We start from the raw sequence: 18523 nt of genomic DNA, 5'->3' as shown, positions 1-18523 counted from the left end.
ATCCGTTATGACTGAACAAGAAACCATTTATCAGGAAGTCTGCGAACTCCTGGCTACGCTGTTTGAACTCGACCCACAGGAAATCACGCCTGAGGCTCGCCTGTACGAAGATCTGGATCTGGACAGTATCGATGCAGTGGACATGATTGTTCACCTGCAGAAGAAAACGGGGACGAAAATCAAACCGGAAACCTTCAAATCTGTCCGTACCGTGCAGGATGTGGTTGACGCTGTCGCTCAGCTTTTGCGCGACGAGTAAACCACCGTGCCTGGAGGACGAGCGTTTCCGGCGATCCCACTCCTGACGGGAGTCGTGTTGCTGGCGTGGCCATTGCTGATTGGATTGGGGCTGACGCACAACGGTCTGCACTGGCTGTTGCCGCTGATGGCCCTGGTGCTGGTGCTGCGTCTGCATCAGGCGCGGCGAAACGCAGGCCCGATGCGGTATGTGGTGCAGTGCATTGCGCTGGCAGGCCTGGCGCTCTGCGCGGCAAGCTATCTGCTGAAAGCGCACCAGTGGCTGCTGCTCTATCCGGTGGTGGTTAATCTCGTGATGCTGGCCGTGTTTGGCGGCTCACTGTGGACAACCATGCCGCTGGTTGAACGGCTGGCACGTCTGCGTGAACCGAATTTGCCTCCGGCGGGTGTGCGATATACCCGTAAGGTGACGCTGGTGTGGTGCGGGTTTTTCCTCGGTAACGGTGCGATAGCCCTTTTTACCGTGCTACACGGCGATATGCATGTCTGGACAGTGTGGAACGGTATGGTGGCTTATTTTCTGATGGGCACGCTGATGGCGACAGAGTGGCTGGTGCGTCAACGGGTGATGAAAAAAGAGAAGCTCGATGAATAAACCCCTCCCGCTGGGCCAGTGGTTAAATGCTCCACGCCCTGACGACACGCCGATCGCCTGGCTTGACGATCGCACCTGGACGCTGGGCGAGTTGCGCCACAATGTCACCTTGCTGGTAGAAGTATTGCGACAGCAGGAGGGTGAACGCTGGGCGCTGTGCTTTGAAAACAGCTACCTGTTTATTGTTGCGCTGCTGGCCTCACTGCATGCCGGTAAAACCCCGGTCATTCCAGGCCATAGCCGGGTCTCTCTGCTCGACGAACAGCAGTCGCTGTTTAGCGGTGTCCTGAGCGATCAGACGCTGGATATTCAGGGAAAGGTCATTGTGGTGACCTCCTCCCCTCAGACCGCGCGCCAATGGGCACCGTTGCCCGTCATTGACGACGCGCGCTTTGTTGAGCTTTTTACCTCGGGCTCCACGGGCACCCCACGCCGGGTCATTAAGCACATCACCAGCCTGGACCGTGAAGCATGCCTGCTGGCGAACCGTTTTGGCGAACGCCTGGCGGGCTGCAGCATTGTGGCCTCGGTCGTACCACAACATCTCTATGGCCTGACGTTCCGCATCATGTTGCCAATGGCGATGGGGCTTCCGCTGCACGCCGCCATGCTTTATTACGCTGAGCAGCTGGCGGCACTCCCTCACGACAGGCAGTACCTTTTTATCACCAGTCCGGCGTTCCTGAAACGGCTGGATACCGAGCTGACTGCCCCTCCCGTCGTGATGCTGATCTCCGCCGGGGGAATGCTGCCCTGGTGCGATGTCACGGAGACCCATGACTGGCTTAACGTCTGGCCGGATGAAATCTATGGCAGCACCGAAACCGGGATCCTCGCCTGGCGGCACCGTCAGGCGGACAGCGTACCCTGGTTCGCCTTCCCCGGTGTGGTGTTCCAGAGTGAAGGGGAAATCTGCCGCGTGACCTCCCCGCTCATTCACGAAGCCGCAGGGTTACAGCTGGACGATATCCTGCACTTCGACAGTAACGGTTTTTTTAGCATTGCCGGACGTCGTGGTCCGGTGGTCAAAATCGAAGAAAAGCGTATCTCACTGAACGAGATTGAACGTCGCCTGCTGGAGCTTGAGGGCATATGTGAAGCCGCAGCATTACCGGTTACCCGCGGAGGTCGTCAGGGTATAGGTGTCCTGCTGGTTCTGGATGAGAAGACCCGTCAGCGCTGGCATCAGCAGGGCAAAAAAACGCAGGAACTGGCCTGGCGCCGCGCCCTGCGGCCCTGGCTTGAGCCGGTCGCCGTCCCCCGCTACTGGCGCATTATCGATGCGATGCCGGTAAACAGTATGAATAAGCGTGTCTATGCGCAGTTACAGGAGTTGTTTCATGAAAATTCATGAAATCGAACGCCACCAGGCACAGCCGCAGCACCTGGAAATCGTTTTGCATCTTGACCCCTCCCTGTTCTGGTTCCAGGGGCATTTTGCCGTACAGCCGTTGCTGCCAGGTGTGGCACAGATTGACTGGGTCATGCACTACGCCACCACGCTGCTGGCACCGGGTTACCGTTTTCACAGCATCCAAAATGTGAAATTCCAGGCCCCTCTGCTGCCGGATACCACGGTCACGCTGGTCCTTAACTGGCATGCCGAACGTCAGATACTGACCTTCAGCTACCAGCGCCATGCCGGTGACGATCGCCATACTGCCAGCAGCGGGAAGATTCGCCTGTGTCAGTAACCTTCCGCCCCTGCGTGCTGATCCCGTGCTACAACCATGGCGCGATGATGGCAAAGGTACTGTCGCGGCTGGCGCCGTTCGGCTTGCCCTGCCTGGTGGTCGATGACGGAAGTGACGAGCAGACGCGCCGCATTCTGGAGCATCTGGCCGCCGGGCAGCCCCAGGTTACGCTGGTACGTCTGGCGCAAAACGCAGGTAAAGGTGCCGCGGTCATTAAGGGGCTGGAAGCGTCGGCCCGCGCGGGCTATACCCACGCCGTACAGGTGGATGCCGACGGCCAGCATGCTATTGAGGATATCCCCAAAATGCTGGCTCTGGCTGAGCGTCACCCGGAGGCGCTGATATCTGGCCAGCCCATTTACGATGATTCCATTCCGCGCTCCCGCCTCTACGGTCGCTGGATAACGCACGTCTGGGTATGGATTGAAACCCTGTCCCTGCAACTTAAAGACAGCATGTGCGGTTTTCGGGTCTACCCGGTCTCGCCCACGCTGCAGCTGGCCGCACGCGTATCGCTTGGTAAACGTATGGACTTTGACACCGAAGTGATGGTCCGTCTCTACTGGCAGGGCAATACCAGCTATTTTCTGCCGACCCGCGTTACCTATCCGCCGGACGGGTTATCCCATTTCGACGCGCTCAAAGACAACGTGCGGATCTCGCTGATGCACACCCGGCTGTTCTTCGGCATGCTGCCCCGCATTCCCGCCCTGCTGTTTCGTCGTCGCCGCCAGCACTGGGCGCAGCAGGACGAGGTGAAAGGCCTGTGGGGAATGCGCCTGATGCTGCGCGTCTGGCAGCTGTTTGGCCGCCGGGCCTTTACCGTGCTGCTGTGGCCGGTTATCGCGGTGTACTGGCTTACGGCCCGACCGGCGCGACAGGCTTCACAGCAGTGGACAGCACGAGTGAAGCAGGTGCTGACGCAGCGGAACATGCCTGTTCCGCCACGCCTTAACAGCTTTTTCCATTTTATGCGCTTCGGTAACGCCATGCTGGATAAAGTCGCCAGCTGGCGCGGCGAACTGAAGTTTCATCGTGACGTGGTCTTTGCTCCCGGTGCATATGACGTGCTGGATGCTGACGCATCGCAAGGCAAACTGCTGCTCGCATCGCATCTTGGCGATGTGGAAGCCTGCCGGGCACTGGCTCAGCTGGAAGGCAGCAAAGTCATCAACGCGCTGGTCTTTAGCGATAACGCGCAGCGCTTTAAACAGATCATGACCGAGATGGCCCCCCAGGCGGGGGTTAACCTGATGCCCGTGACGGACATTGGCCCGGATACTGCTATCGCCATCAAAGAGAAGCTTGAGCGCGGTGAATGGGTCGCCATTGTGGGCGATCGCATAGCGGTCACGCCACAGCGCGGCGGCGACTGGCGGGTGATCTGGAGTTCGTTTATGGGACAGCCCGCCCCGTTCCCGCAAGGGCCGTTTATTCTCGCCTCCATTCTGCGCTGCCCGGTGGTGCTGATTTACGCCCTGCGTCAGCAGGGTGCGCTCACGATACACTGCGAACCATTTGCCGACCCGCTGCTTCTGCCACGCGGGGAGCGCCAGCAGGCGCTGCAACAGGCCGTCGATCGCTATGCACAGCGGCTTGAGCATTACGCCTTAATGTCACCGCTCGACTGGTTTAATTTTTTCGATTTCTGGCACCTGCCGGATGCCAAAGAGAAGGAGTAAAGGGTGCTGACCGATCCCCGCTTTACGACCGAAGTAGAAATCACCGTTCCGTTCCACGATGTCGATATGATGGGCGTGGTCTGGCACGGCAACTATTTCCGCTACTTTGAGATTGCCCGCGAGGCGCTGCTCAACCAGTTTAACTACGGTTATCGCCAGATGAAGGCGTCAGGCTATGTCTGGCCGGTAGTCGATACCCGGGTGAAATACCGCGATGCGGTGACCTTTGAGCAGCGCATCCGTGTACGCGCGCACATCGAAGAGTATGAAAACCGTCTGCGCATCGCCTATCAAATTTTCGACGCGCAAACCGGTAAACGCACCACCACCGGCTATACCATCCAGGTGGCCGTCGAAGAAGCCAGCCGTGAAATGTGCTTTGTCAGCCCGGCTATATTATTTGAACGAATGGGAGTTACGCCATGAGATGGTTGCCTGTGCTGGCACTGATGATCAGCCCGCTGGTGAGCGCCGTGACGCTGGATGAGCTGCAGCAGCGGTTTACCGGGCAACCTGTCGTGCGCGCGCATTTCGAACAGGTCCGGACGATTAAGGATCTGCCGCAGCCGCTGCGCTCGCAGGGCGAAATGTTGATCGCACGCGACAGCGGCCTGCTGTGGGATCAAAAAGCGCCTTTCCCCATGACGTTGTTGCTGGATGATAAACGAATGATCCAGACGATCAACGGCCAGCCTCCGCAGACCATTACCGCCGACAATAATCCGCAGATGTTCCAGTTCAACCACCTGCTGCGGGCGTTGTTCCAGGCCGACCGCAAGGTGCTGGAAGAGAACTTCCGCATCGATTTTCGCGATCTCGGTGAAGGCCGCTGGTCGCTGGTGCTGACCCCCACAACGACACCGCTGGACAAAATTTTCGCTACCCTCGATCTGGGCGGCGCGACCTACCTTGAGACGATTCGCCTCAACGATAAGCAGGGCGATCGTACCGATATCGTCCTTTCCCGCCACACACTGACGCCCGCCAGCCTGACCGATGACGAACGCCAACGCTTTGCCGCACCGTAAATCCCTGCGCCCGGCGCTGCTGTGGGCGACGGTATGCCTGATTCTGTTGGGCGTGTTGCTGTCGCTGCTGCCCGGCGCGCGCCTGAACAGCAGCGTACTGGCTATGCTGCCGAAGCAGACGCTCGGGGCAATCCCGCCGGCACTCAACGACGCGTTTATACAGCGTCTTGACCGCCAGCTTGTCTGGCTGGTCAGTCCCGGTAAAGAACCCGATCCGCGGGTGGCGCAGCAGTGGCTGGATCTGTTGAAAAACAGCCATTCGCTCAGGGAGGTTAAAGGCCCGATGGACGCCGCCGGGCAAAAGGCCTGGGGCGAGTTCTTCTGGCAGCATCGCAACGGCCTGATTGATTCAGCCACCCGGGCCCGCCTGCAAAACGGCGGTGAGGCACAGGCGCAGTGGATTTTATCCCAGCTCTACTCGGCCTTTTCCGGCGTGAGTGGCAAAGAGTTGCAAAGCGATCCCCTGATGCTGATGCGCGGCTCGCAGCTGGCGCTGGCGCAAAACAGCCAGAAGCTACGGCTGATGGACGGCTGGCTGGTTACCCAGGATGCCAGTGGAAATTACTGGTATATGCTGCACGGTGAGCTGGCGGGATCATCGTTTGATATGCAGCAAACCCATCAGCTGGTAACCACCCTTACCGCCCTGCAGGAGACGCTGAAAACGCGCTTTCCGCAGGCGCAGCTGCTCTCACGCGGTACCGTGTTTTACAGTGATTACGCCAGCCAGCAGGCAAAACGGGACATCTCCACGCTGGGCATCGTCACGATCCTTGGGGTTATCCTGCTCATCCTGGCAGTGTTTCGTTCCCTGAAACCCCTGCTGCTGTGTCTGATTTCCATTGCCACAGGTGCGCTGGCGGGCACGGTGGTGACGCTGCTGCTGTTTGGCGAACTGCATCTGATGACGCTGGTGATGAGCATGAGCATCATCGGAATTTCAGCGGATTACACGCTCTATTACCTCACCGAACGCATGGTGCACGGCGCAGAACATTCCCCGTGGCAAAGCCTGGCCAAAGTGCGTAATGCGCTGCTGCTGGCGCTGCTGACGACCGTTGCCGCCTACCTGATTATGATGCTGGCCCCCTTCCCCGGGATCCACCAGATGGCGGTGTTTGCCGCGGTGGGGCTGAGCGCCTCCTGCCTGACGGTGATTTTCTGGCATCCCTGGCTGTGCCGTGGTTTGCCGGTGCGCCCGGTTCCGTTTATGGTCCTGATGTTGCGCTGGTTGGCCGCCTGGCGACGCAATAAAAAACTCTCTGTGGGCCTGCCTGTGGTACTGGCGCTGGTCTCGGCTGCCGGGCTTGCCACCCTGAAGGTCAACGACGATATCGCCCAGCTACAGGCGCTCCCCAAAGACATTCTGGCGCAGGAGAAAACCATTACCGCCCTGACCGGGCAAGGTGTCGATCAGAAATGGTTTGTGGTGTATGGCGCATCGCCGCAGCAAACGCTGGAACGGCTGGAAGCCTTTACCCCGGCGTTAGCCCAGGCCCAAAAAGCGGGGGATATTACCCGCTGGCGGACCCTGCCCTTAAATTCGCTGGCGCGCCAGAAAAGCGATCTGCTGCTGTTGCAGCAGGCCGCGCCGGCCATAACGAACGCGCTGCGAAACGCGGGGCTGAGCACCGTCACACCGAATCTGAACGCCATGCCCGTGAGCGTGGAGGCGTGGCTCGCCAGCCCGGCCAGCGAAGGCTGGCGTCTGCTGTGGCTGACCCTGCCTGACGGCGAAAGCGGTGTGTTAGTGCCGGTGGACAACGCCCGGAACAGCGCCGCACTCAGCGAAGTAGCCGCCCGTCATGCGGGCGTCGTCTGGGTCGATCGCAAGGCCAGTTTTGACAGCCTGTTTGAGCTCTACCGCACGCTGTTAACGGGACTCTTGTTTGTCGCGCTGGCGGTGATTGCCTGCGGGGCGATGGTACGCCTCGGCTGGCGAAAAGGGCTTATCAGTCTGGTCCCGTCCGTGCTGTCGCTCAGCTGCGGGCTGGCCGCGCTGGCCGTCACGGGGCATCCGGTAAATCTGTTTTCACTGCTGGCGCTGGTCCTGGTGCTCGGCATTGGCATTAACTACACGCTGTTTTTCGGCAACCCGCGCGGTACGCCGCTGACGTCGATGCTGGCCATCACGCTGGCGATGATGACCACGCTGCTGACGTTAGGCATGCTCGTGTTCAGCGCCACGCAGGCCATCAGCAGCTTCGGTATTGTGCTGGTGAGCGGCATTTTTACCGCCTTCCTGCTGGCGCCGCTGGCGATGCCTGTTAAGAAAGAGAGAAAACGAAAATGAATGCTTTTTACCGCGCAGCCGCGCTGGTCGCGACGCTGCTGCTGGCAGGCTGTAGCCATTCGACCGATACTGAAGGGACGCGCCCGCAGGCCTGGCTTCAGCCGGGAACCCGAGTGACGCTGCCGCCGCCCGGTATTACCCCGGCGGTCAGTTCGCAGCAGCTGCTGACCGGAACCTTCAACGGACAAACGCAGTCCCTGCTGGTCATGCTCAACGCGGATGATCACAAAGTGACGCTTGCCGGGCTCTCTTCCGTCGGTATCCGTCTGTTCCTGGCGACTTACGACGACACCGGGATCCACACCGAACAGTCGATCGTTGTGCCGCAGCTGCCTCCCGCCAGCCAGGTACTGGCCGATGTGATGCTCAGCCACTGGCCACTCAGCGCCTGGCAGCCACAACTGCCAAAGGGCTGGACGCTTAAAGACAAGGGCGATCGGCGCGAGCTACGCAATGCCAGCGGCAAGCTGGTGACTGACATTGTCTACCTGCAACGCAAAGGCAAGCGCGTGCCAATCAGCATCGAGCAACACGTCTTTAACTACCACATCACCATTCAATATCTGGGTGACTGAGATGATTTACATTTCTGCTGTTGGCATGGTCAACGCGCTGGGTAACTCGCTGGATGAGATTGCCGCTAACCTGACGGCAGGCGTAGCCCCTGGCATGCATTGTCGGTCCGGCTGGTTGCAGGATGCACCCGACGCCGTGCTGGGTGGCGTGGAAGGTGAATTGCCGTCCATTCCGGATACCCTGTCCGCGCACCGCACCCGCAATAACCAGCTGCTGCTGGCCGCGCTGGCACAGATTCAATCCACCGTTGACGACGCGATTACCCGGGTCGGCCGCGACCGCGTGGCCGTGGTTTTGGGTACCAGCACCTCCGGCCTCGATGAAGGGGATGAGCACGTACGATTAACGCTCAACGGCGAAGCCAGCACCCGGTGGCAGTATCCGCAACAGGAGCTGGGCGATCCGTCCCGCTTTCTTGCAAACTGGTTACAGCTCGAGGGCCCGGCATATACCCTCTCGACCGCCTGCTCCTCCAGCGCGCGGGCAATTATCAGCGGCCGGCGTCTGATTGACGCCGGGCTGGTGGATATTGCCATTGTGGGCGGCGCAGATACCCTGAGCAGGATGCCCGTCAATGGCTTTCACAGTCTGGAATCGCTTTCCCCAACGCTCTGCGAGCCGTTTGGCCGCGACCGTCGGGGTATCACCATTGGTGAAGCCGCTGCGCTGATGGTGTTGAGCCGTGAACCCGCCGGGGTCGCGCTGCTGGGAACAGGCGAGTCCAGCGATGCTTACCATATTTCGGCGCCGCATCCGCAGGGTGAAGGCGCCATTCGCGCCATTACCCAGGCGCTCAATGACGCGGGTCTGCAGCCTGAGGATATTGGCTATATCAACCTGCACGGCACCGCCACACCGCTCAACGATCAGATTGAATCACACGTGGTACACGACCTCTTTGGAGAAAACGTGCCCTGCAGTTCTACCAAACACCTTACCGGCCATACGCTGGGCGCTGCCGGTATCACCGAAGCGGCGTTGAGCTGGCTTATTCTGACGCGTGACCTGCCGTTACCCCCACAGGATTTCGCCCGCTACGCACTGGACGAGACGCTGTCGCCGTGCGGCGTGCTGCACCAGAGTACCGCGCTGAAAAAACCGGTCATTTTATCTAACTCGTTCGCGTTTGGTGGCAACAATGCCAGCATCCTGTTGGGGAGAGTGTCATGAGCTACTTATCACCCGTCGACTATCTGCCGCACGATGCGCCAATGATGCTGCTGGGATCCGTTGAACGCGTCACCGACGATTCCGCCGTATGCCGTGTCGCGGTCAACGGCCAAAGCGTACTGGCGCCCTTTTTGAATGCCGAGGGCGATTTGCCTGGCTGGTACGCGCTCGAACTGATGGCGCAGACCGTTGGCGTCTGGTCAGGCTGGCATCGCCAGCAGAAAGGGCAAGATCATATTGCGCTGGGCATGGTGCTGGGTGCGCGCGAGTTGGTCTGCGCCAGTGGACGTTTCGCAAAAGACGCGACGCTGGACATCACCGTCAGACTGCTGATGCAGGATGAACGCTTCGGCAGTTTTGAATGTACGATCTCCTCCGGTGAGGAGACGCTGGCCACGGGCCGGGTCAATACCTTCCAGCCGAGCGCAGAAGAATTAACATCGCTTTTTAATCAGGGATCCCACGCATGAGTCGTTCCGTACTGGTCACCGGGGCCAGCAAAGGCATTGGTCGTGCCATCGCCTGCCAGCTTGCCGCTGACGGGTTTACCGTAGGCGTACATTACCACCGTGACGCCGCAGGCGCGCAGGCGACGCTGGATACCATCACACAGGCGGGCGGTCAGGGTCGCCTGCTCTCTTTCGATGCAGGTAACCGCGAACAGTGCCGTGACGTGCTGGAGCAGAATATCGAGGCCCACGGCGCATGGTATGGCGTGGTCAGTAATGCCGGTATCACCCGCGACGGTGCGTTTCCGGCCCTCAGCGAAGACGACTGGGACAGCGTCATCCATACCAATCTCGACAGTTTTTATAACGTTATTCAACCCTGCATTATGCCGATGATCGCCACCCGAAAAGGGGGGCGCATTATCACCTTATCCTCCGTGTCCGGCATGATGGGCAACCGCGGTCAGGTGAACTACAGCGCGGCAAAAGCGGGCATTATTGGCGCGACCAAAGCACTGGCAATTGAGCTGGCAAAACGCAACATCACCGTGAACTGCATTGCGCCGGGACTGATTGATACCGGCATGATTGAAATGGAAGAGGCTGCGCTGAAAGAGGCAATGTCCATCATTCCCATGAAACGGATGGGCCAGGCCGAAGAGGTTGCAGGACTTGCCAGCTATTTGATGTCAGATATTGCAGGCTACGTTACCCGCCAGGTCATTTCCATCAACGGAGGAATGCTATGACGCGTCGCGTGGTGATTACCGGTATGGGCGGCGTTACCGCCTTCGGTGAGGACTGGCAATCCGTTTCCCGCAGGCTGCTGGCGTATGACAACGCGGTACGCAAAATGCCGGAGTGGCAGGTTTACGATGGCCTCCACACCCTGCTGGGCGCGCCGATTGATGATTTCACCCTGCCGGAACACTATACCCGCAAGCGTATTCGCGCCATGGGCCGCGTGTCGTTGATGTCGACCCGCGCCACCGAGCTGGCGCTGGAGCAGGCGGGGCTGATTGGCGAGGCGGTGCTCACGAATGGCCAAACCGGTATCGCCTATGGCTCCTCCACAGGCAGTACCGGGCCGGTCAGCGAATTCGCCACCATGCTCACCGAAAAACACACCCACAACATCACCGGTACGACCTATGTGCAGATGATGCCGCACACGACCGCGGTGAATACCGGCCTGTTCTTTGGCCTTCGGGGTCGCGTTATTCCGACGTCGAGTGCCTGTACGTCGGGCAGTCAGGCCATTGGCTACGCCTGGGAAGCCATTCGTCACGGTTATCAGACCGTGATGGTCGCAGGCGGAGCAGAGGAGCTTTGTCCGTCAGAGGCGGCGGTATTTGACACCTTATTCGCGACCAGCCAGCGCAACGATGCGCCGAAAACCACCCCTTCGCCATTTGATACGCAGCGTGATGGTCTGGTCATTGGGGAAGGCGCAGGCACCCTGATTCTGGAAGAGCTTGAGCATGCCAGAGCACGCGGTGCAACTATCTATGGCGAGATCGTTGGCTTCGCCACCAACTGTGATGCAGCCCATATCACCCAGCCACAACGTGACACCATGCAAATTTGTATGGAGCAGTCGCTGGCGTTAGCAGGGTTAAGCGCGCGGGACATGGGGTACATCTCCGCGCACGGTACCGCCACCGATCGCGGTGATATCGCCGAAAGCCAGGCCACCGCCGCCATCTTTGGCGACAACGTGCCAATTTCGTCGCTGAAGAGCTATTTTGGCCACACGTTAGGCGCCTGTGGGGCATTGGAAGCCTGGATGAGTCTGCAGATGATGCGTGAGGGCTGGTTTGCCCCGACGCTCAATTTAAGACAACCGGATGAGCAATGTGGTGCTTTAGATTATATTATGGGTGAAGCCCGTCAGATTGACTGCGAGTATCTACAAAGCAATAACTTCGCATTTGGCGGCATCAACACGTCGATAATCATCAAACGCTGGGCGTAACTATGTACCAGTTTATACTGGGAAAGATCTCCACCCTGAGCGCAGACCCGCTGGCGTCGACGCTTGCACATATGGCACCTGCGGGTGCACGAAATGCATCCTGGCTGGCGGGGAGAACCCTGCTCGCCAAAACGCTTTCTCCTTCTCCGTTACCCGAGATCGTCTATGGTGAGCAAGGGAAGCCGGCCTTCGTGGATGCGCAGCCCTTCTGGTTTAACCTGAGTCACAGCGGCGATAATATCGCGCTGCTGCTGAGCGACGAAGGCGAAGTGGGATGTGATATCGAAGTTATCCGCCCACGTGAAAACTGGCAGGCGCTGGCTAACGCCGTCTTCAGCGTGGCGGAACATGCGGAGCTGGAGCGCGAAGACCCGGAGACAAAGCTTTCTGCTTTCTGGGGGATCTGGACGCGTAAAGAGGCCATCGTGAAGCAGCGAGGCGGCAGCGCCTGGCAGATTGTCAGCATCGACAGCACGTCGCAGACGCATTCGGTAAGCCAGCTCCAGTTCGGCTCGCTCAGTCTTGCCGTCTGCACCTCAACGCCTTATACCCTTACCGCCGGGACGATTGCTCACCACGGGATGTCCGTGGCATAAAAATCACCAGCACGCCGAGAATAATCATCCCGACCCCCGCCAGCCCGTGCCAGGAAAAGTGTTCGTTCCAGCCGGGCAACAAAATGGCCGCGGCCCACACCAGAATGTAACTGAGGCTCAGCAAGGCATACGCTTTGCTGAGCGCCATGCGATGCAAAGCCAGATACCAGCAGCCCATCGAGGCCACATACCCCATGAGTCCCAGCAGCAGCGCGCCAGTACCGGATGAGAAGTGCCAGAGCGCGGAGACAAACGCATCAAGCTCGCTGACTGGTGGCAGGGCCTGCATGGCATAGCGCAGCAGCAGCTGCGCCGCGCTGACCAGCATTACGCTGCATAACGCCCAGAATGTTCCTCTCACAGGCTTCCTCCGAGGATAACAATGCCGATGATGATGAACCCGACGCCCAGCCAGTGATGCAACGCGACTTTTTCATGCCAGAATGCTTTCGCCGCCAGGGTCACCCAGACAAAATTGAGGCTCAGCATAGGGTAGGCAACGCCGACAGGCAGGCGCTGCAGGACCACCAGCCAGACCAGCATGCCGCTGCCCAGTGCCAGCAATGCCAGGCCCAGCCACAGCATAATATGCGCGCCACGCCGCCCGGCTTTCGCCGGACGGGTGGCCTGCTTCTGACACAGCTGCCCTGCGCAGGTCAGCAGGCTTGCCAGTATCAACCAGAGCCAGGTCGTCATTGCGGTAAATACTGCAGCCAGGCCAGACGGCCCTGAATATACAGGCTGTCCGGTTCTGGCAGATGAGCCCGCTTAATATCGTCGTGTTTTGACAGCAGGATCACCAGTGACACGCCCCCCTGCTGGCGATGCGTTGCCAGCCACTGCGCAAAATTATCTTTCTCGACAAACCGGTCTTTCACATCCGGGTACGCTAGCCCGTAGCTCAGCTCGCCGCTCTGACCAAACAGAATGATGTCATTACGCTTAAGCTCCCACGCCAGCCCAGAGGCCACGCCAACATTGTTCGCCAGCACAAACCGGCTGCTCTGAAGCGGGTCACGGATGGTATCCACCAGCGACTGCGGCTGTTTGGAATCTACCACCAGGTTAGGAATGGCAAACCCAATCAGCAGCGCCACGCCAGCAGGACACAACGCCGCCAGCCACCAGCGCTGCGCGCTTTGCCGCACGGTAAACCAGCCGACAGCCGCCCAGACGAGAAACGCCAGCACCGCGCAGAAGACTTTATACAGCTCAACGGATGTCCAGACCGGATGCTTAGCAACCCCCCACGGCGAGACCACCAGCGCCGCCACCACGCCAATCACACCAAACGCCAGGTTAATCCCGCCGTTAATGCGTAACGCTCTGGCCCCTTTGTCCGCCGCGATGCAGGCATAGCGCGCCATCAGGATAGCCAGCGGAGCAAAACACGGCAGGATGTAGGTTGGCAGTTTGCCTTTGGCAATGCTGAAGAACAGCAGCGGCATCACGACCCATCCAAGCAGATAAAAGCCACCGCCCGTGTTGTCTCTTTCGCGCCAGCCCAGCCGAAATGCGCCGGGCAACAGCGCCAGCCACGGCAGACTGCCGGCCAGCAGGAACGGCAGGTAGTACCAGAACGGCGCCTTGTGCTGAGCATCGCTCTGGGCAAAGCGCTGAATATGCTCAACCCAGAAGAAGTAGCGCCAGAAATCAGGCTCTCGATGCGCAATGGCCAGCGCCCAGGGCAGGACGATCAGCACACAGCTCACGATGGCCAGCCAGCCAAAGATCAGCACCTCTTTCCAGCGCTTCTGCGCAATCACCCACGGCAGCACGCCTATCACCGGCACCGCCAGCGCCAGGAATCCTTTGGTCATCACCCCCATGCCGCAGGCAAGCCCGAGCAGCACGTAGCCACCCGCTTTTCCGGTCACGGTTTCAGCCTGCGAGGCCAGCCAGAAGCTGCACATAGCGGCCACCAGCCACAGGGTAATGATGGGATCCAGCACGGCGTACGTACCAATGCCATACACCAGGAACAGGGTCAGGAAGATAAGGCCGGAAAAAATGGCAACGCGCTTATCCCGCCACAGGCGCCACGCCATCCAGATCACCAGCAGAGCCGTCAACCCGGTTGAGAATATGGCGCCGGCGCGCACGGCAAAGTTAGTATGCCCAAACAGCAGTTGTCCGATACTGTTGATCCAGTAGCCCGCAATCGGCTTTTCAAAGTAACGCAGCCCCAGAAAATGCGGGACAATCCAGTCTCCTGACGCCAGCATTTCGCGGCTGATTTCCGCATAGCGCGTTTCATCAGGCTGCCACAGCAGGCGGATATCGATCGGAATGAGGTAGTAAACGATAAACAGTGCGAGAAGCGCTAAGCCATAACGGGCTGCTTTCATGATACCGGACTCACGGTTTGTTGGTAGCCAAGCCAGCCTTCCCGGCCAGCCAGTTCATTACGCACAATTTTGCCCACGGGCAGGACGCTAAGATCCTCTGGCAGCAATTCGCTCAATGGACAAAACTGAATGCCCTCCTGAGCGGCCATCGTCAACAGTGCATCGAAATCATGCTGATACGCAATCCCTTCCACTTCCGCGTGGATGGTATAGACGGGCGTACCGGTGTCGCGATGAATGCAGTCCAGAATATAGCGATTGAACCCTCCGGCACTGACCTCGCGCCCAACCACTTCATCCCAGGTGGGAAGCGTGACCGGGATTTGCACCGTCCCCAGGCGATTCTCCCCGATGAGCGGCAAAAAAGGCCCGGTGCCGCGGCAATCGCTGTTGTAGCGAAACGCGAAGGGTTCTTTGGCTTTCACCACGCGTTGGTCGGCACGCCATCCCGCCACGGCGGAGCAGCGAATCGTCTGACCGGTAATGGCCTCCAGCTCCAGCATGCCGCGCTCAACTTCACGCGACAGGCGTGGAATATCCCAGACGCCAGCCCAGGCCTGCCAGGCATGGTGATCCCAGGCATGCAGTCCAACCTCATGGTGCTGTGCCGCGTCGCGGATAACGGCTTCGTTACCCGCGCCAATGCGCCTGCCGGGCCATGCGGTTCCGGCCAGCAAAATATCCCAGCCGTAGAGAGAGGCTGCGCGTGAGCGCAGCATTTTGAACAGAAATGCCGGTTTAACCAGACGCCATAAATGACGTCCCATATTGTCAGGCCCCACGCTGAAGAAAATGGATGAGCGCACGTTGTGCTTGCTCAGCAGTTCCAGCAGTTTGGGTACGCCGTCACGCGTCCCCCTGAAGGTGTCGACATCAATGCGTAAACCGACTTTTCTCATGAGACCTGTTCCGACAGCTCCACGGTGCGCAGGAAGAAATCGAGCGTTTCATCAATGGTCTGATCCATCTTCACCGTCGGTGTCCAGTTCAGGCAGCGTTTCGCATTACGAATGCTGGGTTTCCGGTGCTCAACGTCCTGATAACCTTTACCGTAGTAGCTGCTGCTTTCCACTTCACGGAACCCGGCAAACGGCGGGAAGCGATCGCGTAGCGGATGACGTTCAAAGCTTGCCAGCAGCATCTCAGCCAGCTCGCGAATGCTCGCTTCGTTATCCGGGTTACCGATGTTGATGATCTCTCCGTTGCAGCGACCCTCTTTGTTTTCGATGATGCGGAACAGCGCCTCGATACCGTCGCTGATATCCGTAAAGCAGCGTTTTTGTTTACCGCCTTCGATAAGCTTGATGGGCGAGCCTTCCACCAGGTTCAGGATCAGCTGGGTGATGGCACGTGAGCTGCCGATACGCGCCGCGTTAAGGTTATCCAGACGTGGCCCCATCCAGTTAAACGGACGGAACAGCGTAAAGCGCAGACCCGCTTTCTCACCGTAGGCCCAGATCACGCGGTCGAGCAGCTGCTTGGAGACGGAATAAATCCAGCGCTGTTTGTTGATCGGCCCGACGACCAGGTTAGAGGTATCTTCGTCGAAGTTTTTGTCAGTACACATGCCGTACACTTCAGAAGTGGACGGGAAGATGATGCGCTTGTCGTATTTCACACAGTCGCGGATGATCTTCAGGTTCTCTTCGAAGTCCAGCTCGAACACGCGCAGCGGGTTACGGGTGTACTCAATCGGCGTGGCAATCGCCACCAGCGGCAGCACCACGTCACATTTTTTAATGTGATATTCAATCCACTCGGAGTGAATGCTGATATCCCCTTCCACAAAGTGGAAACGCGGGTTGTCGAGGAAACGACTGATGGCATCAGCACCGATATCCAGACCATAAATTTCGTAGTTATCGTCTTTCAGCAGACGCTCGGTCAGGTGGTTGCCGATAAAGCCGTTGACGCCGAGGATCAGCACGCGGGTGCGGCGTTTGATGGCCACAACTGGTGCGCTGGTGATCAGTGCGCCAGTGACCAGCCCCAGAGACTGAGCCAGTTGCGCGCCCTGAACGTAAACGCCGTTATCGGTTTGCCCGGTCACGATCTCCAGCGCCTGCTCGCCGCAGCTGACAATCAGCGGGGAAGCCGAGACAACGGTGCCCGGTTTGGCGGCAGGAATGTCGTCGCGTACGCGGGATTTCCAGACGATAAATTTACTCACGCCGGCAAAGCTGTACGCCCCCGGCCAGGGGTCGGTAACGGCACGCACCAGGTTGTGCAACTGACGAGCCGGCTTGTTCCAGTCCAGGCGACCATCTTCTGGCCGGCGACGGCCAAAACAGCTCGACTGGCTCTCATCCTGCGCGGTTTCGCTGAAGGTGCCGTTAAGGATCGCCGGCAACACATCACGTAGCAGGCTTTGCGCTACGGTGCAGAGCTTCTGATGAAGCTGCAGCGCAGTTTCATCCGCGTCGATAACCACGCGCTGCTGCGCGATGATGGCACCGGCATCTGCGCGATGCACCATACGGTGCAGAGTGACGCCGGTTTCCGTTTCGCCGTTCACCAGCACCCAGTTCAGCGGTGCGCGGCCACGGTAGGCGGGCAGCAAAGAGCCGTGAAGATTAAATGCCCCTTTTGCGGCCAGACTTAAAATCTCATCGCAAATCAGGTTGCGATAATAGAATGAGAAGATGGCATCAGGCGCGAGCGCCCGGATGCGGTCCACCCACAGCGGATGGTTGACATCGTCCGGGGCGTAAACCGGAATACCGCGCTCTGCGGCGATACGCGCCACCGAGCCAAAGAAGTTATTCTCTCCGGCCGTGTCCGGATGCGTGAAGATTGCAGCGATTTCATAGCCCGCTTCCAGCAGGGCCAGCGTGCCCGCACACCCCATATCGTGATAGGCAAAGACAACAGCTTTCATGGGTGAATTTCCTCTTGAGATGCTTTGTGTTCCTGGCGGACAACACGTTGAATAAAGTAGCGCGGACGTGCGCGAACATCGTTATAAATACGGCCAATGTATTCCCCGAGCAGGCCCATCCCGACAAACTGGGCGCCGATGAACATAAACAGCACGGCAAAGAGCATGAAGACCCCTTCCGCCGCCCACTGGGGACCGTAGATCAGGCGGAGTAACACCAGCAGCACGGAGAGCGCGAAGCCGAACACGGCAATGATGCTGCCGAAAACGCTCAACAGGCGCAGCGGCGTGGTGGTCAGGCAGGTGATAAGGTCGTACATCAGGTTGATGAGACGCATAAAGCTGTACTTCGACTCCCCGTGCTCGCGCTCGGCGTGCAGTACCGGGATTTCCGTCGCCTTACGGGCAAAGGTGTTCGCGAGAATGGGAATAAACGTGCTGCGTTCATGGCAGTGCAGCATGGCGTCGACAATATGGCGGCGGTAGGCGCGCAGCATGCAGCCATAATCGCCCATCGCTTTGCCGGTGGTCCGCTGGATCAAACGGTTGATTGTGCGGGAAGCCAGCTTACGGAACAGGCTGTCCTGACGGTTTTGCCGCACCGTGCCGACCACGTCGTACCCTTCATCGGCCTTTGCAACCAGACGCGGGATCTCTTCCGGCGGGTTTTGCAGATCGGCATCAAGCGTAATAATCAGATCGCCCGTCACGTGGCTGAACCCGGCCATAATAGCGGAGTGCTGGCCGTAGTTACGGTTAAGCAGCACGGCAACAATATGGCTGCCCTCGGCCTGCGCGGCTTCGGTCAGCATCAGCGCGGAATTATCGCTACTGCCATCATCCACCAGCAGTATTTCATAGGCTTTGCCGAGCGTGTCGCAGGCGGCCGTCGTGCGGCTGATCAGTTCGGGCAGGCTCTCCTGTTCGTTGTAAACGGGGATAACCACAGAAACTTTTTGTACAGGCGGTGCGCTGAACATA

General features: G+C 59.0%; 20 protein-coding genes. 14 read left to right on the top strand and 6 right to left on the bottom strand.

Features of this window, described 5'->3' with window-relative positions; translation table 11 throughout:
* Window positions 1-7 precede the first annotated feature (7 nt).
* From BJP35_RS00700 to acpT, 14 genes are read left to right on the top strand one after another with little or no spacing between them, the layout of a single operon-like run.
* Complete coding sequence (locus tag BJP35_RS00700) at window positions 8-259, top strand: acyl carrier protein (RefSeq protein WP_014172033.1); 252 nt, start codon at window positions 8-10, stop codon at window positions 257-259.
* Window positions 260-265: 6 nt separating this feature from the next.
* Window positions 266-853 (top strand): hypothetical protein, encoded by a 588-nt coding sequence (locus BJP35_RS00695; RefSeq protein ID WP_047742612.1) that lies wholly within the window; start codon window positions 266-268, stop codon window positions 851-853.
* Window positions 846-2207 carry an AMP-binding protein gene (locus tag BJP35_RS00690; RefSeq protein ID WP_047742614.1) on the top strand — a complete coding sequence of 454 codons (1362 nt, stop codon included), beginning with the start codon at window positions 846-848 and terminating at the stop codon, window positions 2205-2207. Before BJP35_RS00695 ends, BJP35_RS00690 begins: the two co-directional genes overlap by 8 nt.
* Window positions 2194-2547 (top strand): beta-hydroxyacyl-ACP dehydratase, encoded by a 354-nt coding sequence (locus tag BJP35_RS00685; protein WP_020884527.1) that lies wholly within the window; start codon window positions 2194-2196, stop codon window positions 2545-2547. The genes BJP35_RS00690 and BJP35_RS00685 overlap by 14 nt, the downstream gene beginning before the upstream one ends.
* Window positions 2538-4229 carry a glycosyltransferase gene (locus BJP35_RS00680; RefSeq protein ID WP_047742617.1) on the top strand — a complete coding sequence of 564 codons (1692 nt, stop codon included), beginning with the start codon at window positions 2538-2540 and terminating at the stop codon, window positions 4227-4229. Before BJP35_RS00685 ends, BJP35_RS00680 begins: the two co-directional genes overlap by 10 nt.
* A gap of 3 nt (window positions 4230-4232) precedes the next feature.
* Window positions 4233-4655, top strand: a complete 423-nt coding sequence (locus BJP35_RS00675) for a thioesterase family protein (RefSeq protein ID WP_014172038.1) — start codon at window positions 4233-4235, stop codon at window positions 4653-4655.
* A complete protein-coding gene (locus BJP35_RS00670; protein WP_025202832.1) occupies window positions 4652-5257 on the top strand; it encodes an outer membrane lipoprotein carrier protein LolA in 606 nt (201 codons plus the stop codon). The genes BJP35_RS00675 and BJP35_RS00670 overlap by 4 nt, the downstream gene beginning before the upstream one ends.
* Window positions 5226-7550: an MMPL family transporter gene (locus BJP35_RS00665; protein WP_047742620.1), complete on the top strand. Its 2325-nt coding sequence runs from the start codon at window positions 5226-5228 to the stop codon at window positions 7548-7550. Before BJP35_RS00670 ends, BJP35_RS00665 begins: the two co-directional genes overlap by 32 nt.
* Window positions 7547-8125, top strand: a complete 579-nt coding sequence (locus tag BJP35_RS00660; RefSeq protein WP_014172042.1) for a DUF3261 domain-containing protein — start codon at window positions 7547-7549, stop codon at window positions 8123-8125. Before BJP35_RS00665 ends, BJP35_RS00660 begins: the two co-directional genes overlap by 4 nt.
* Before the next feature lies 1 nt (window position 8126).
* A complete protein-coding gene (locus BJP35_RS00655) occupies window positions 8127-9296 on the top strand; it encodes a beta-ketoacyl-[acyl-carrier-protein] synthase family protein (RefSeq protein WP_047742622.1) in 1170 nt (389 codons plus the stop codon).
* On the top strand, window positions 9293-9766 hold the full coding sequence (locus BJP35_RS00650) for a 3-hydroxy-fatty acyl-ACP dehydratase (RefSeq protein ID WP_025202828.1): 474 nt from the start codon (window positions 9293-9295) through the stop codon (window positions 9764-9766). The genes BJP35_RS00655 and BJP35_RS00650 overlap by 4 nt, the downstream gene beginning before the upstream one ends.
* Window positions 9763-10494, top strand: a complete 732-nt coding sequence (locus BJP35_RS00645) for a 3-ketoacyl-ACP reductase FabG2 (RefSeq protein ID WP_020884521.1) — start codon at window positions 9763-9765, stop codon at window positions 10492-10494. Before BJP35_RS00650 ends, BJP35_RS00645 begins: the two co-directional genes overlap by 4 nt.
* Window positions 10491-11720: a beta-ketoacyl-ACP synthase gene (locus BJP35_RS00640; RefSeq protein WP_020884520.1), complete on the top strand. Its 1230-nt coding sequence runs from the start codon at window positions 10491-10493 to the stop codon at window positions 11718-11720. The genes BJP35_RS00645 and BJP35_RS00640 overlap by 4 nt, the downstream gene beginning before the upstream one ends.
* A 2-nt stretch (window positions 11721-11722) precedes the next feature.
* Window positions 11723-12316, top strand: coding sequence for a 4'-phosphopantetheinyl transferase AcpT (gene acpT / locus BJP35_RS00635; RefSeq protein ID WP_025202827.1), 594 nt, complete (start codon window positions 11723-11725; stop codon window positions 12314-12316).
* Here acpT and arnF read toward each other — a convergent pair.
* The 6 genes from arnF to arnC are packed head-to-tail and all read right to left on the bottom strand — an operon-like array spanning window position 12273 to window position 18522.
* Window positions 12273-12677 carry a 4-amino-4-deoxy-L-arabinose-phosphoundecaprenol flippase subunit ArnF gene (arnF, locus tag BJP35_RS00630; protein WP_020884519.1) on the bottom strand — a complete coding sequence of 135 codons (405 nt, stop codon included), beginning with the start codon at window positions 12675-12677 and terminating at the stop codon, window positions 12273-12275. The genes acpT and arnF overlap by 44 nt on opposite strands.
* Window positions 12674-13012 (bottom strand): 4-amino-4-deoxy-L-arabinose-phosphoundecaprenol flippase subunit ArnE, encoded by a 339-nt coding sequence (arnE, locus tag BJP35_RS00625; RefSeq protein ID WP_014172049.1) that lies wholly within the window; start codon window positions 13010-13012, stop codon window positions 12674-12676. Before arnE ends, arnF begins: the two co-directional genes overlap by 4 nt.
* The gene (gene arnT, locus BJP35_RS00620) at window positions 13009-14664 is read right to left on the bottom strand and encodes a lipid IV(A) 4-amino-4-deoxy-L-arabinosyltransferase (RefSeq protein WP_047742624.1); all 1656 of its coding nucleotides are present in this window, start codon (window positions 14662-14664) and stop codon (window positions 13009-13011) included. Before arnT ends, arnE begins: the two co-directional genes overlap by 4 nt.
* Window positions 14661-15563 carry a 4-deoxy-4-formamido-L-arabinose-phosphoundecaprenol deformylase gene (arnD, locus tag BJP35_RS00615; protein ID WP_020884517.1) on the bottom strand — a complete coding sequence of 301 codons (903 nt, stop codon included), beginning with the start codon at window positions 15561-15563 and terminating at the stop codon, window positions 14661-14663. The genes arnT and arnD overlap by 4 nt, the downstream gene beginning before the upstream one ends.
* Entirely contained in the window at window positions 15560-17542 is a 1983-nt protein-coding gene (gene arnA / locus BJP35_RS00610; RefSeq protein ID WP_025202824.1) for a bifunctional UDP-4-amino-4-deoxy-L-arabinose formyltransferase/UDP-glucuronic acid oxidase ArnA, read from the bottom strand. Before arnA ends, arnD begins: the two co-directional genes overlap by 4 nt.
* Window positions 17539-18522: an undecaprenyl-phosphate 4-deoxy-4-formamido-L-arabinose transferase gene (gene arnC / locus BJP35_RS00605; protein ID WP_020884516.1), complete on the bottom strand. Its 984-nt coding sequence runs from the start codon at window positions 18520-18522 to the stop codon at window positions 17539-17541. Before arnC ends, arnA begins: the two co-directional genes overlap by 4 nt.
* Window position 18523: the final 1 nt, after the last annotated feature.

It is taken from the genome of Enterobacter sp. J49 (assembly GCF_002148625.1).
Classification (GTDB): domain Bacteria; phylum Pseudomonadota; class Gammaproteobacteria; order Enterobacterales; family Enterobacteriaceae; genus Enterobacter; species Enterobacter ludwigii.
Note: the sequence above shows the minus strand (reverse complement) of the source record. Positions and strands in the feature narration are given on the sequence as shown.